This is a genomic window from Shewanella sp. SM21, from assembly GCF_025654335.1.
Lineage (GTDB): Bacteria > Pseudomonadota > Gammaproteobacteria > Enterobacterales > Shewanellaceae > Shewanella > Shewanella oncorhynchi.
Genome location: NZ_JAKKRL010000014.1, coordinates 110,241 through 125,663 on the forward strand (window position 1 = coordinate 110,241; position 15,423 = coordinate 125,663).

At 46.8% G+C, this 15,423-nt stretch carries 11 protein-coding genes; 7 read left to right on the forward strand and 4 right to left on the reverse strand.

Annotation, left to right across the window (positions count from 1 at the left end):
• Positions 1–47 precede the first annotated feature (47 nt).
• The 5 genes from L5L94_RS17840 (at position 48) to L5L94_RS17860 (ending at position 6,804) form a co-directional block, all read left to right on the forward strand.
• The gene (locus tag L5L94_RS17840; RefSeq protein WP_263164338.1) at positions 48–1,430 is read left to right on the forward strand and encodes a TolC family protein; all 1,383 of its coding nucleotides are present in this window, start codon (positions 48–50) and stop codon (positions 1,428–1,430) included.
• Entirely contained in the window at positions 1,420–2,394 is a 975-nt protein-coding gene (locus L5L94_RS17845) for an HlyD family secretion protein (protein ID WP_107402716.1), read from the forward strand. The genes L5L94_RS17840 and L5L94_RS17845 overlap by 11 nt, the downstream gene beginning before the upstream one ends.
• A gap of 80 nt (positions 2,395–2,474) precedes the next feature.
• Positions 2,475–3,692, forward strand: a complete 1,218-nt coding sequence (locus tag L5L94_RS17850) for an ABC transporter permease (protein ID WP_263142616.1) — start codon at positions 2,475–2,477, stop codon at positions 3,690–3,692.
• Position 3,693: 1 nt separating this feature from the next.
• The gene (locus L5L94_RS17855) at positions 3,694–4,884 is read left to right on the forward strand and encodes an ABC transporter permease (RefSeq protein ID WP_263142525.1); all 1,191 of its coding nucleotides are present in this window, start codon (positions 3,694–3,696) and stop codon (positions 4,882–4,884) included.
• Positions 4,885–5,472: 588 nt separating this feature from the next.
• Positions 5,473–6,804 (forward strand): APC family permease, encoded by a 1,332-nt coding sequence (locus L5L94_RS17860; protein ID WP_263164339.1) that lies wholly within the window; start codon positions 5,473–5,475, stop codon positions 6,802–6,804.
• Positions 6,805–6,959: 155 nt separating this feature from the next.
• Here the strand turns inward: L5L94_RS17860 and L5L94_RS17865 are convergent, their stop codons facing one another.
• The gene (locus tag L5L94_RS17865; protein WP_263164340.1) at positions 6,960–9,470 is read right to left on the reverse strand and encodes an Ig-like domain-containing protein; all 2,511 of its coding nucleotides are present in this window, start codon (positions 9,468–9,470) and stop codon (positions 6,960–6,962) included.
• A gap of 29 nt (positions 9,471–9,499) precedes the next feature.
• Positions 9,500–10,036, reverse strand: a complete 537-nt coding sequence (gene yjgA, locus L5L94_RS17870; RefSeq protein WP_198573074.1) for a ribosome biogenesis factor YjgA — start codon at positions 10,034–10,036, stop codon at positions 9,500–9,502.
• Positions 10,037–10,210: 174 nt separating this feature from the next.
• On the opposite strand from yjgA, the gene pmbA reads away from it, so the two are divergent.
• Positions 10,211–11,554: a metalloprotease PmbA gene (gene pmbA, locus L5L94_RS17875; RefSeq protein WP_105251299.1), complete on the forward strand. Its 1,344-nt coding sequence runs from the start codon at positions 10,211–10,213 to the stop codon at positions 11,552–11,554.
• A 251-nt stretch (positions 11,555–11,805) separates the two neighbouring features.
• On the opposite strand, the gene L5L94_RS17880 is transcribed toward pmbA, so the two are convergent.
• A complete protein-coding gene (locus L5L94_RS17880) occupies positions 11,806–13,932 on the reverse strand; it encodes a TonB-dependent receptor (RefSeq protein ID WP_263164342.1) in 2,127 nt (708 codons plus the stop codon).
• A gap of 245 nt (positions 13,933–14,177) precedes the next feature.
• Positions 14,178–15,026 (reverse strand): substrate-binding periplasmic protein, encoded by an 849-nt coding sequence (locus L5L94_RS17885; RefSeq protein ID WP_317629651.1) that lies wholly within the window; start codon positions 15,024–15,026, stop codon positions 14,178–14,180.
• Positions 15,027–15,266: 240 nt separating this feature from the next.
• On the opposite strand from L5L94_RS17885, the gene L5L94_RS17890 reads away from it, so the two are divergent.
• A partial coding sequence (locus L5L94_RS17890) for a transposase (protein ID WP_259573881.1) occupies positions 15,267–15,423 on the forward strand: 157 nt, incomplete at its 3' end.

Here is a 15,423-nt window from a genome sequence, read left to right on the forward strand (position 1 = left end):
TGTTATCATTTGCAAAGGAAATTAGAGTAACTACTCTAGAGGTGTTAATGAAACTATCACGTGTGGTATGGCTGTGCCTATTATCATTGCCTTCGGCTGGCTATGCTCAGCCGATTAGCTTTACTGATGCTTGGCAGCAAGTGCTGAAGGTGAGCGACAAGTTGCAAGCGCAATCGCAGGAAGTTAACCGCGCTAAGGGTGAACAAGAGGCGGGCGAGAGCTTAAATTTGCCCTCATTAGACATTCGCGGTAACTATATTCATTTGGATAAACCGATAGAGTTTGATCTGAAAGAATTAAATTCTGTGATTTCTATCCCGCCATCGCTTGGCGGCATTATTGCGGGTATTCCGCCGCTGCCCTTAAGTGAACAAGATATTTTTAGCGCCAGCTTACAGGCAATGTGGCCGATTTATACGGGCGGACAAATCACTGCGGCTCAAGGTATACACGCGGCTATGGTGGCCGAGAAGCAACAAGAATTACAATTGGCTACTCGTGATTTATTTACCCTGCTGGTGGATAGATATTACGCTGTCGATGTGACGTTGGCATTGGTGAATACTCAGACCGATCTGGTTGGCTCGTTAGCTAAGCATGTTGATCATGCTTTAGCACTAGAGCGCGAAGGGCAAATTGCGAAGGTTGAGCGCCTCAATGCGCAGGTCGCCCTAGACAATGCTAAAGTCAATTTAGGCAGTGCTCGTCGGCAACACGAAATGGCAGTGATCGCGCTGGCTCGTATGCTACAGCAAAGTCAGGTGAGCACAAATTCTCCCTTATTTGTATTGCCTCAGGCTCCTTCATTCGCTCAACTCAGCCAAATTACCCTGAGCCAACATCCGGCGCTCAAATTGCTCGAAGCGAAAGAAACGCAAGCAAACGGTTTAATAGCGTTGGAAAAAGGTAAATACCATCCAACGGTTTTCCTCTTCGGTAACTACACCTTGTATGAAGAAGACACACTCTTGACGAGCATCACACCTGACTGGATGGTTGGGGTTGGGGTCAATGTGCCACTGATCAGTCGCGATGGTCGTAGCGGTAAGGTCGAAGCGGCGAAAAGTGCACTCTTACAAGCTCGTTATACCAAGGCACAAACTAAACAAGACTTGAGCCTGCTGGTGGATCAAAGCTATCGCCAATTATTACAGGCCGAGGAAGAAGTGACGGCGCTCGATACTTCGCTCGAACTTGCTATTGAAAACCTGCGCCTACGTGACATCGCCTTTAATCAAGGGCTTTCAACCTCTATCGACAGAGTCGATGCGGAACTGAAACTGAGCGCAGTGAAAACTCAGCAATTGGCTGCCCGTTATCGTTACGTGCAAGCCTATGCCAGATTAATGGCCATTAGTGGTCAACTAGATGAATTTATCGGTCGTACCACAGCCCCTACCCAAGTGCAGGAGACAAACAATGCGCGCTAACAGAATACTTGCCCTTGTGGCGTTGGTCGCATTAGGCCTTATCTTAGCCTATGGACTTAAGCTCGCTTATAGCCCGCAGCCGAGTTTGTTGCAGGGCCAGATTGAAGCCCGTGAGTACAATGTTTCGTCCAAGGTGCCAGGCAGAGTCGAGCAAGTGCTCGTGCGCCGCGGTGATAGTGTGGCCCAAGGGGATTTATTATTCGCGATTCGCAGTCCTGAGCTAGATGCAAAGTTAATGCAGGCCGAAGGTGGCCGTGATGCCGCTAAGGCGATGCAGCTTGAAGCCAACAACGGTGCTCGCAGTCAAGAAGTGATGGCAGCCAAGGAGCAATGGCTCAAGGCGCAGGCGGCGGCAACGCTCGCTAAAACCACCTATACCCGAGTCGAAAACTTATTTAACGAAGGTGTGGCGGCAAGACAAAAACGCGATGAAGCCTTTACTCAATGGCAAGCGGCAAAATACACAGAACAAGCGGCCTTAGCCATGTACCAAATGGCCGAGGAAGGTGCGCGGACGGAAACCAAAGTGGCTGCTGCAGGTAATGCCCGTAAGGCTGAAGGTGCAGTGAAAGAAGTTAGCGCCATTATGGAAGATAGCCAAATGCGCGCACCTAAATCGGGTGAGATCAGCGACGTGCTGTTACAGGCGGGTGAATTGGCACCCAGTGGTTTTCCGATTGTTAGTTTGATTGATATGCAGGATGCTTGGGCCGTGTTCCAAGTGCGAGAAGACCAACTTAAACGTTTCAAAAAAGGTCAAACAATTCAATTAACGATTCCGGCACTCGGGCAGGATGTGGATTTTACTGTGTCCCATATCAGTGTGATGGGTGAGTTTGCCACTTGGCGTTCGACCGAAAGTGGCCATGATTTTGATATGCGAACCTTTGAAGTGGAATTGCGTCCAAACCAGCCGATTACCGATCTGCGTGTCGGCATGTCTGTGCTGCTGCGTAGTGAGTAAAAGTCGTGACTGAACGTACGCCTCACGCCAACGCGGCGGACAAGATTAAGGGCGAATCACAGCCATCAAGCATAAGCTTTATGGCGTTGCTCACAGCGTTAGTTCGCCGTGAGCTGCGTGCCCTATGGCATGACCCTTGGCAGTTAGCGCTGATAAGTTATATTCCACTACTGGGGATTTTATGCTTATGGTGGTTGTTCAGTGCAGGTCTGCCAAGGCAACTGCCCGTGGCGATTGTTGACCAAGATCATAGTCAATTGAGCCGCATGTTGACCCGTCAGCTTAAGGCAAATCCGGTTACCGATCCGCAAAGTTTTACCGACTTATCCTCGGCGATAAGCGCGATGCAACAGGCGAAAGTCTACGCTATTGTGGTTTTTCCCTATGATATGAAAAAGGATTTACTTACAGGCCATAAGCCTACAATTGATGTGCGCTACAACAGTCAATTTTTGCTGGTGGGTAAGTTACTCTCAAGCCAAATTCAGTTGAGTTTAGGCGACGGATTACAGCAAGTGGCGGGTTTAAAGCAGCTCGCAAATGGTACACCGAAATCCCAAGTTGCAGTGAATTTAAGCCCTGTCAAAAGCCAAACAACAGCCCTGTTTAACCGAAATAACAACTACATAGGTTTCTTAGTACCGCCAGTGCTGATTGCGCTGTGGCAGTTGTTATCTATGTTAGTGATGGCAAACAGTTTAAATCGAGAGCTGCATTTAGCGCCTACCACTCAGGCCGATGGCATGTCGAATATCTTAACTGAACGTTTTTGGCCTAAGGTGTGGGCGAAAATGGTGCTGTTTACGCCGATATTGATGCTGCAGGGCGGCTTTATTTTAGCTTGGCTGTATTTGTATCTTGCTCTGCCGATGGCGGGGAGTTTAGCCCTATTATTGCTCGCGCAATTAGTCATGTTATTGGCAGTCTGGAGCTTAGTGTTATTAATATTTGTAGTGATGCGTGACAGTGCGCGGGTCATCAGCTTTTGTACCGCTTTATTTGCGCCAGCGTTTGCCTTTATGGGCATTACTTTTCCGACTCACGAAATGCCGCAATTAGCCCAGTGGTGGCGACTTATCATGCCATCGAGCCATTATATTGAGTCCCATGTTAGTATCGTGAGTTATGGCGCTACTTGGCCAAGTGTGGCGAGCCAAATCACCAGTTATTGGGGCTTTATCTGTCTGATACCTTTGATATATTTTCTGTCGCGTAAATTACTGCCTACCACAGTTAACACCAATGCTTCAGTGACGGTTTATGACTCGGACGCAGCTATATCTGCGAAGGGGCAATAGGATGAATTTATCCAATAGCGAACACGCAAACACATCACGTCAGCTCAGTCTGTGGCGACTGATCCTCACTGAATTTAAGGCCATTATTAGCGATAAAGCGATCGCAGTGACCTTATTTGGCGGTGTACTGTTTTATTCGGTTTTGTATCCTTTGCCCTATTTGAATCAAGTGCCGACCGAGCAACAACTGATCGTGGTGGACTTAGATCATTCTTCCCTAAGCCGTCAATTGATCCGTCATGCCGATGCCAGCGCAAAAATTCAAGTCATAGGCCAAGTCGGTTCGATTACTGAGGCGAAGCGTTTTATTGAGACGCGTAAGGCCCACGGCTTACTCGTGATCCCAGAAGGATTCCGCCGCGATTTATTGCTTGGTAAAGGTGTGACGCTAAGCTATGGCGGTGATGCTAGTTACTTTTTGATTTATTCCGCGGTTGTTGAAGGCTTAGTTAGCGCTGGAATGGATGCGGGTAAACAAGTGCAATTGATTGGCATGCTTGCTCAAGGACAAAATCCTAAGCAGGCCCAAGAGAGTTTAAACTCGCTTCATCTTAATAGTGTTCCTGCTTTTAACCAGAGCCTAGGTTATACGCCTTATGTGGTACCTGGATTGTTCTTGCTGATTTTGCACCAAACCTTACTCATAGGTACTGGCATTTTAGGGGCAGGGCAATGGCGGCATAAAGGGTATTGGCAGCAGGTGTCACCGGTGCAATTAGTCTGTGGTCGTATTCTTGCTTTCATGTTGATTTATATATTCTTTACCAGCTTTTATGTGGGCTATTGTTATCACTGGTATAACGTGAGTATTCAAGCGAGCCTTGGTTTAGTTGCGCTGTGGTTATTGCCGTTTTTACTGGCTACCGCCGCCGCAGGTGTTGCCATGAGCACCTTGTTCACCCGCCGCGATTTACCCACCCAAGTGCTACTGCTGATCTCTATGCCCATCCTATTCGTGTCCGGCTTTGTCTGGCCGATAGCCCTCATTCCCGAGCCTTTAGTGCTAGGTTCGCAGTTTATTCCCGCCGTGCCCGCGATCATGGGTATGTTAGAACTCAATCAAATGGGCGCAAGCTGGGCGAGTGTGATGCCCAAATGGCTACAACTCTGGGGCTTATTTGCGGTCTTTTTCGGCCTAGCGATGTTGGGGATTAAGCGTCGTGCTAGGTTATTGTTGGCTGTCGCGAACTAGGTTTTAGATGCAGGTTGCGATTTACACATGCTGATTTTTAAATAAAAAATCAAAGTTGTGGGGTTAAGCCCACAATCTAAATCCAAACTAAATTTGGGTTTAGGTTCTTTTCGGCCGTTAGGCTGCACAGTTAATCCAAACGGAATTGAGGTCAGCAAAACCCACTATCATCTGCAAGATATCAAAAGAAAACTTCATTTTTACTTCTTTATATCCATTTAAATCACTCTCACCGTACTTTTGGGCAGCAAAGTCCCCTTATTGGGTTGTCTTCTTGTTGGTTTTGGGGGAGAATGCGCGCCGAAAAAATAGCCGAGATACTCAGTATCTCGGTTATTTTTTATTTATGGCGTATGTGTTTTAAAACAATTGAGGCCGGTAAACATCCGGAAATGATATGAGGTTCAGTTGAACCTATTTTACTGAGGAAAGACCAATGGGGCTGTTGTGTACCGGATTGTCGGTAGTTGTTGTAAATCAAGTTGTTGCGTTAGCCATTAAACCTCGAGTGCAGACGGTTAGCCGCAAGCAAAAACTAATTGCAGATGCGTGCTTAGGTGTTCAACCCTGTACAATGGGGGTGTGCTGATGAGCCAACAAAATCTGGGTTTGAAGCAGACCCTCAACTTATGGCAAGTGGTGGTGATAGGGCTTGCCTATCTCACGCCGATGGCCGTTTTTGACACCTTTGGTATTGTTTCCGAGATCACCTCTGGCCATGTGGCTACGTCTTATCTATTCGCATTGGCGGGGATTTTATTTACCGCGTTTAGTTACGGTCATTTGGTACGTAAATATCCCTATGCGGGTTCAGCCTACACTTATGCTCAAAAAACCTTTAGCCCGAATGTTGGTTTTATGGTGGGTTGGTCATCGCTGCTGGACTATATGTTTATGCCAATGATCAATATGTTGCTCGCAAAAATCTATTTAACCGCCATGTTTCCCAGCGTCGAACCTTGGATCTTTATTTTCGCTCTTGTGACCATAATGACCTTGCTTAATCTCAAGGGGATTGATCTCGTCGCGAACTTTAATGGGGTGATAGTGTTTGCGCAGATCGCCATTATTGTGGTGTTCATTGGTCTAATGGCCTATAGCATTTCCCTCGGTGAAGGCGAAGGTGTCGTCGCGAGTGTGCGACCATTTTATGCCGATAATATGGCGATGGCGCCATTATTCACAGGGGCGACGATTCTGTGTTTCTCCTTCCTCGGCTTTGACGGGTTAAGTTCACTGACTGAAGAAACTAAAGATGCTCAACGTGTTATTCCTCGCGCGATTGTGTTGACAGCCTTGATCGGTGGCGTGATTTTTGTTGGCGTGTCTTATTTTTTGCAGCTCTATTTCCCCGATATTTCCCGCTTTCAACAGCTTGATGCGGTATTGCCTGAAATTGCACTCTATGTGGGTGGTAATCTATTCCAGTCCATCGTATTAGTGGCGACCACTGTTGCCGTATTGGCATCCGGTATGGCTGCCCATGCTGGGGTTGCACGGATTTTATATGTGATGGGGCGGGATAATATGTTGCCACGTAAAGGGTTTGCTTATATCCATCCTAGATGGCGAACCCCTGCATTTAATGTCTTGTTGGTGGGCGCACTTGCGCTATCTGCCGTCTCATTTGACTTAGAAATGGCGCTAGCCTTAGTGAATTTTGGTGCTTTAGTGGCGTTCACCTTCGTAAACTTATCCGTGATTGTGCAGTTTTACCTAAGGGATCGACGTAATAAATCTTTTAGAGACCACTTACAATACTTAGTATTACCCTTGTGTGGCGCCGGCACTATTGGCGTGCTTTGGGTGAACTTAGAGCCACAATCACTAGAGTTAGGGCTTATATGGGCGGCTGTGGGAGCGGTGTATTTGGCTTTACGGAGTTTCCGTTTACGCCGCGCAGTAGAGCTACAAAATTAAGAGCTATAAAATTAGTGAGAGTCATGGCTCATAGATGCACAGCTATAACTAAAGATGTGTAGTAGATCTAAGGGCAGTGGGTTGTCATCCTCTAATAAAATCCTCCAATAAAAAGACCCGCATTCGCGGGTCTTTTCAGTTTGCTTAATTGAGTTTTAAAGCGCTGGTACTGTGAAACCTAAGCCATCAGTGATGACATTTTTAGGGGTCGTGACTTTCACCGATACGCTGGTGTTGGCCGATGCCGTAAATTTCAGTGGTGAACCTAGACTGCTTTTCGCATACACAGTATTGGGAACCTCGAAGGTTTTAGGCGCACCAGCACAATCGACGCACAATTCGATACTTGTCTGAGCTGGCATGATTTGATTCGCACTGTCGTGGACAAATACTACAAATTCAGAACTAGCACCAACGGCCACAGGTTTGATGTCATTCACACTCGGCAATAACACACCGTCTTGCATCACACTGATATAAGCCTGTGAGCCTGACATGCTCATTACTAAGGCTTTGCGGATATAGGTTTTATTGGCTTGGCCTTTGCCGCAGATTGCGCTTTCGCATTGTGGACCGTTAAATTTACCATCGGCAAAACTATATTCTTTTGCTTGAGTATTCCAAAATGGTTCGGCTGAATTCCTAATGCCATCTTCATTGTCATCCCTAAACGCATCACCTAGATCACTAAAACCACTAGGAAGATAGGCTTCGATGTCCATACCATTGCCTGTGCATTTTTTCGCAACGCCTGAATTCGTTAAACAAGCCAAGTCAGGCACAGGCGTGCCATTGATGTCTTTACTAACATCAGCATCATCAAAGATGTTATTGCCATTGGTATCGAAGAAGGTTTCGTGACCTAAGGCATAAGCAAGAATCGTGATGCGGTGATCGGGGACTCGTGCCGTTTGTGAAGTCCAAACAACGCTACAAGTCCCATTTTTAGTTAAACATGATGTTGGGATCTGGCCACCTTCTGTCGTGAAGTTGACAGCAGTATCATCGGGCGCTGGATTGCCAAAACTATCGGAGGCTCGAATGGTGATCGTTGCAGTTTCACCATTAAAGTCACCTGCTTCTGGATTGAATACTGTCGTTGATAGACTAAATCCAAGTTGTTGAGGTAGACCAGTATTCACGGTTAACTGTTCAGATTGGCTAGTGATGATTTCTTTAGTATCAGTATCAACAGCAGTGGCGACCACGCGCACAGGCGTGGGTACTGTGCCGGATAATACGCGCACACTGGCGATACCTTGGGAGTTAGTCAGGCTTTGCGCATTCGCAGTGCCATTGGCAAAACTTAAACCACCGACAACCGTATCTAAGGTAAAGCTGACCTTTTGCTGCGCTGCGGGTTGGCCATTGGCGCTGGTGACTTTGAAGCTGACTAAAGAGGACTCGCTTGAACCTGTGCCGCCCGCACCTTTGATGCGAATTTGTGCAGGCTCTGCCGACTCAAAACTTAAGCTGGCAAGCGTTTGACGTTGCAGAGTAAATGGGAAATTCGCCGTTAACGTCTGATTACCAGCTACGGTTGTGGCGATGATTTGGTCGCTACGTTCACTGTTGCCACTGCAACTTGTGTCTTGGAAGGTCGAGCTCGCATTACCCGATAAAGTTGTAACTGGGGTATCGAGTGTGGCGCTATTGTTTGTGGTGCAATCTGAGCTAAAGCTGATGGAAGAGGGTGTTTGTACTCGCGTAACCGTGCCGTCATTGGCCTCTAATACTAAACTTGCACTTACACCAAAACTACCGCCTGCGCTGATTTTATATTTGCCATTGGCATCGGCCGTTAAGGTGCTCGCCAATTGACCTTCGGTAAAGACTGCACCATTAAATGAGCCGAGTTTTAGCGTACCTTCTTGATTGACGGCATCTTTACTCAAGACTTCATACAAACTGCTGGTTTGCAGCGATTGACCTTGATAGTCCACAGTGACCGTTAAGGCATTTGCCCCTAATTCAGTTGCACTTGGCGTATAGGGTACCTGCGCAATACCTTGGTTGTTGGTCAACGCACTGGTCGGATTGAGCGCCGCTGAACCAGCAGTAAAGGTGACTTTAGCGCCTTCGATACCTTTGCTTTCGCTATCGAGCAATATGGCTTGTAATTGCACCGACTCATCGACTTTAAAGCGAGTGACTAAGGCTGAGCTGCTTAAAATACTGGCGCTGAGTTTAGGAGCGGCAGGAGAGGTACCATCGCTAGCACTTAAAAACTCAAAATTGCGGGTAGCTGTGAGTGCCGTTGTGGAATCATTTGGGGTTGTTGTTGCAGTAATTATCCCTGCATTGACAAGTAAATCAGGATTACTAACGATAATAATGGCTTCACCGTTATTGTCTGTTAGTTTGCTATTAGGTGTTAATACGCCAAGGTCTGTCGTAAAGTCTACTTTCTGATTGCTCACTGTAGCTGAGCCTTTCTTTAACTTCGCGACTGCGCAAAAGCCTGTGTCTTTAGGGAAACTTTGGAGTGAAGTAACACTGCCGCATTCAGAACCCGATAAGGTTTTAAAGTCGATAGACAGTTTATAGATACCGTCAGTGGCATCTGTGCCACCGTTATCTTCGTCCGCAGGGCCGTTACAGGCCCCGAGTCCAAATAGTCCAATAAAAAGCAAAGCTAGGCTACATAACGTTTTGCTAAGTCGCATAAGCAACATCCTTGTGGGGCTGAAGTTAATTAGTCTTGGATTTCGCTGCGTAGATATTTAAACAGCTCTTTAGATGATTTTGATTCTGGGCTTTTGGCCAGTTCTTTGGTGGCTTGACGCACCAAAGTACGCAGTTTTTGTCTGTCTAATTGCGGATAATGCTCGACGACAGTTTGAATCTCATCATCACCTTGGGTGAGTAAGCGTTCACGCATTTTTTCGAACATTTGTAACTTAGCGGTCTCGTTGTTGTTTTTATTCAACACGATAGCGAGTGAAGCCTTGATTGGCTCAATATCAAAATTACGCATCAATTTGCCGATATACTGCATGTGGCGACGATACGCCTCAGTATTGACCTTGATTTTGCGTGTTTGCAGGATAGCGTCGTACAAAAACTCATCCAGCTCGATTTTATCTAGCTGAGTCTTGCTCAGTGAAACAAGCTCCATACCGACTTTTTGCACGGCTTCGCTATCACGCTTGTCCGTTGTTTTGCTGCTGACATAATCTTCATCTATGTCGTAGGGCTGTTTAAAATGTTCTGAATCACCAACAATCTTCATATAGATAAAACCTCAAGTAATTTACTGGCTAATAATAACATCTCTAGCCAAAAATCGCCTAGGTGAATGTGCTTAAGATGCGCTCTCAAGCCTAAGTCCGCCGCGAATAATTAATGTGAATGGGATTTGTGTTTGTTATGCTACGGCAATTGCCGACAACGAAAGAGTAGCTTTGTGTCTTTGAACAGAATCGATAGTGAATTGGGCGCGCTGAAAGATGCGGTGGCCGTGGCGCTGGAATATGCCAACAAATTAGGAACGAACGCTGCCGAAGTGGCGATCAGTAAACAACAAGGTTTGTCGGTTTCTACCCGTTTAAAAGAAGTTGAAACCGTTGAATTTAATAAAGATGGTGCTTTAGGAATTACGGTTTACCGCGATGGTTGCAAGGGCAGTTCATCGACGTCGGATTTAAGTCCAGAGGCCATCGCTTTAGCGGTGAAAGCGGCCGACGATATCGCCCGTTATACTTCTCCCGATCCATTCAGTGGTCTTGCCGATAAAGCCTTGATGGCAAATCAGATCCGCGATCTTCAACTGTATTATCCACAAGATATTTCCCCCGATGAGTTAGCGCAACTGGCGATCCGCGCCGAAACTGCGGCGCTCGATGCCGATCCACGTATCAATAATTCCGACGGCGCCAGTGCCAATGCTCACACTGCGGTTAAAGTGTATGGCAATAGCCACGGTTTCTTAAACGGTTATTGCAGCTCGCGTTATAGCTTGAGTTGCAGCGTGATCGGTGAAGATAGTGAAGGCAATATGCAACGGGATTACGATTACACTATCGCCCGTAAATTCAGCGAGATGCTTGCACCTGAAACGGTAGGTTTAAAGACCGCAGAGAAGACAGTAAGTCGCCTTGGTGCGCGCAAGATCGCGACGACGCGTTTACCCATTTTATTAGCGCCAGATATCGCCACAGGGTTAATCGGCCACTTTATCGGTGCTATCAGCGGTGGCAGTTTATACCGTAAATCCAGTTTCTTATTGGATTCGATCAACACCCAAATCTTCCCCGATTGGTTTAATATCGAAGAGCAGCCGCATTTACTGGGCGCATTGGCAAGCGCGAACTACGACAGTGAAGGCGTGGCGACCCAAGACAGACGCATTATTGACCGCGGCATGTTAGAAACCTATTTGCTGACCAGCTACTCGGCGCGCAAGTTAGGCTTAACCAACACGGGCCATGCGGGCGGTATTTATAACTGGACGCTCGGCCACACAGGCCAAACCTTCGACGAATTGGTGAAAGACATGGGCACAGGTTTGATTGTGACCGAAGTCATGGGCCAAGGCGTGAACATGGTAACGGGCGATTATTCCCGTGGTGCGGCGGGTTTCTACGTTGAAAACGGTGAGATCCAATATCCAGTGGAAGAGATCACTATCGCGGGTAACTTGAAAGAGATGTTCCGTGGCGTGCAAGCCGTGAGTAAGGATTTTGATTTGCGCTCATCGATTCGTACCGGCGGTATCTTGTTATCTGAAATGAAGATTGCGGGTAACTAATCCATAGTGTCACTCGTTCAGTCGTGCTGCATAGTGCGCTTAAGTCGTCTCAGTGCTTTAGTGCCTGTGCTTTAGTGTTAGTGGCATGAATGTGGTTTGAGCATAAAAAAGGGCAAGCGATTAATCACTTAATCTGCTTGCCCTTTTTGTTTAACGTTCGGATTAGATCTGTTCGACCTAAAAAGCCGTGCTGTTAAAAACCATGTGGTTAAAAACTATGTTGTTAAAAACAGTACCTTTAAAATCAGTCGTTAAAATGCATAACTTGTGCTGAGTTCAAACGAGCGACCTGCACCGGCAATCTGGTTAAAGCCATTGGTATTATCGGCCTTAAATTCCGCCACACTCACGCCGCCCAGTGGCAGCTCATAGTAGCTGTCGAACAGGTTATTCACGGCGAAGGTAACAGTCAGATCCTGCCATTTCATACTGCTGTTCAAATTGAGCAAGGAGTAACTGTCGGTTTCATTTTCAAGGCGGCGGTCATCTACGCGATCTTTGGTCGCAACCCATTGCCATGAAAGACTGTTTTCCCATTGACCTAACTGATGTTGCAGTGCCAGCTCAGTTTGCAACGGCTTGATTTGATATAAAGGTTCATCACCTTCATCTCGCTCGCCACGGGTTACATTCACTTTGCCTAACACTTGCCATTTACCTGTGCTGGTTTCGGCAAACTGATAGAGCGCATTAAAACGTGCGCCATAGAGATTGGCATCTAAGTTAGTGAATTGGAGAATATTGCGTTTGCCATCAGGCGAACTAGTGCGATTGAAGCTACCAATGACTTCTGCATCGACATAGTCAGTCACAGCAGTGTACCAAGCCGTGGTCGAGACTTGCCAGCTATCATCGTTATATTTGTAGGCTGCGCTAAGGGTATGGGCGGTTTCTGGTTTAAGATCCGGATTACCCACATAACCATTACCATCACCATACCAACCTATCATAGTGGTCGCCATAGTGCCGCGGCCCCAGCTGTAACGTTCGTACAGATTCGGTGCACGATTCTTGCGGGCTAAACCAAACTCAAGTTGTTGATTGGTCGATAATTGATAGCGCGCCAGTAAGGTGGCGTCGATCAGATTATCATCACGTTTTCTATCCATCGCATTAAAGGCTTTTGCCGCTTCGGCGTCGACATTGGGCATGCCCATCATAGGCATGTTGCTATAGGCTTGGACTTCACCTGTATTGGTGGTGACATACTCAAAGCGAACGCCCGCCGATAACCACCAGCTTTGACTTAAATCTTGCTGCCATTCGCCATAAACGGCGGCGCGGCGGCGTTCACCATCGTTGATGTTGATGTAGTCATTGGGCGCCATCATAGTGCCAGGCACCGCAGGCCAAACATCGTCGAGCTGGTAGCTATAATATTCTTGGCCGACCAGTAAGGTGCTGTCATCACCCATTGGCAAACGCCAGTGCAGTTGATAGCTGTAGTCATCACCTTCAGTGTTCATTGGCATCTTGCCGGTTTTTTCTGGGGTGAAAAAGCCCATCTCGTGTTTCACGCCGTGCCAGTTTACTTGGGCACTGAATTCACCGTCATCGTCGAGTTTGAGTTGATAACGGGCGAGGGCACCGTAACTCTTGTTATCCGTCATATCCATATATTGGTTAGCAAAACCTTGGAATGGAATATTTTGGTGGGTCAATTTGATGGCAACTTCTTGAGTCTCATCGCGCCATGCGGCGGTCAGTGCATGGTTTTGTGCGCGGTACAGGGTATCGATGACTTTATCGCCATTACCATCTTTATAGCTGTTGGCATCTTCATAGGCGCCTTGATAGCTAAGACTGACATTTTTGCTGGCGACTGTGGCGTTGGTGCCGAGTAATAAGGTGTCACTCACACTGCGATATCCAGTTGAAATATCGCCACTATTCCACTTGATAGCCTCGCTTTCACCAAATTTAGGGTTAAGGCTGCTAACCTTGATCACACCCGCAATATTGTCACCACCGGCACTGACTGGCGATACGCCCGCAATGACTTCGGCTGTGGTGATTTGATTGGCGGAGATATAGGACAGCGGTGGATTCATTTGGTTTGCGCAGGACGCGGTAATGTCGGCGCCATCAACCAGCACTTTGATGCGATCGCCCATCATGCCATTGAGGATAGGTAGGGCCGATACGCCGCCCGCTTCGGAGAAATCGACTCCTTGCCCTTTCAGTAGATTTTCAGCCGAGCCTAAGGTGTTACGGTTTTCGGTCTGTTGGCCATGGATCTCTAAGCGTTCAATATTGGCTAATTCGCTGTCGTCAGCCATGGCCTGTGGCGCTAGCGATAAGCCCATGGCGATTGCGAGGGATGAGGAAATTACTGAAGTTTTAAACGGGTGAGATAAATACGCAGAATTTGCAGCCATCTTATTGTCTTCCATTCACTTGGATTAATTGCGCTGCATTATAAAGAGCATCTCAGTGTGGCAGGTGCGGCATATTGTCGCAGAGGGTAACAAAGCGAGTTAAAACATCAGAATATGGCTTGAGCAGAAGACAAGTTTTCCACTTTTTAATCAGTTAGGCATGATTCTCTTAGCTCTTTATTGGTACCTCAATTGATAAAAGGTCCAATAGAACTCTGCGTTAGCGGTACTTTTTGTGATTTAAGCTAGCCAAAATACTTGCTATACAAGCGCTGAGTTTCACCTTGGGAATCCATAGTGGCGAGTGCTTTGGCAAATTCAAAGACTTTAGAATCTGGTGTTAACACTGTGGGACTGTTATCTGGGCTGATGGGGATATCAGCGCGATAGTTGGGGTTGTGTCTACCGCGGTAGTGGCGGCTTTTTTTCGAGAAACCGAGGTACATTTCCTGAGGTAATTCGCTGTAGTGATAGTGGAGTTTAAACTGGCTTTGGTCGCGATTTTTGAGGTAATAATGCAAAGTGGTTTGATCATAAATAAAAAAGTCCCCTTGGTTTGAAAGCAAATAATCCAAGGCTTTAGGGACGGTTAACTCAGGCGGTTTGCGTACCTTGATTTTGTCGGGTAAGCCGCCAAAGTCGTAACTGCCGGGAGCGATTAAGAGGGTCATCTCATTATGGGCTAACTGCTCAATGGAGCGAATATCGGCGGCGCCAGCACGGCTAATGCCAATCGCACGTTGTGAAAGTCCATTGGGGATAAAATGCGCGTATTGAGCCCGCTCTTCGGTGAAATTAAGGCCGGGATAAAAATCGATATTGCCGAGTTTGAGATCCCGCAGAATACGTAATTTAGGTGCGCGCACCACATTGAGTTTGCAGCCAATCTTGTCCGCCGCCGCTTGGTAGAGTTCGTGATAAAATCCCGTGTTATTGGACTCGTCTCCGATAAAGGGTAAGCGTTCGCTGGTGCGATACCCCATAGTCATCACGCAGGAATCTGAACTGGAAAAAGCACTGGCAAGCGGGGCTTGAAGCGTTATCAGTAAAAGCAGTGCGCCGAGCCAAGATTGAGCGACTAACACGGATGTCAAATTGATCTCCTTATCTGTCGATTACAAAGTGTAACCTGAGTGCCAATAAAGGTTATGGCAAAATCCACTCACTAAACCTATTAATAAAATCTTATTGATTATTAAGCTAATATATTATTTTTGTTTGAATAATCTATCATACTTTCCTACTAGGGTCTGTTGATCTTTCGAGAGTGATTTTTAGACAGCATGGCAAGACGTTATAATTTGCTTCGCCAAAAGTAACCATAACCTCAAGCCATGCCAAGACTTATGCTAACCGATGCACGCTGGGAAAAGCTATTTCATTTAATGAAAAGCACAGGCCGTGTTTATGACAAACCTGAACATAGACAAACATTCGAAGGTATTCTTTACCGCCTTAGAACAGGTATCCCTTGGCGAGATTTACCTAAAG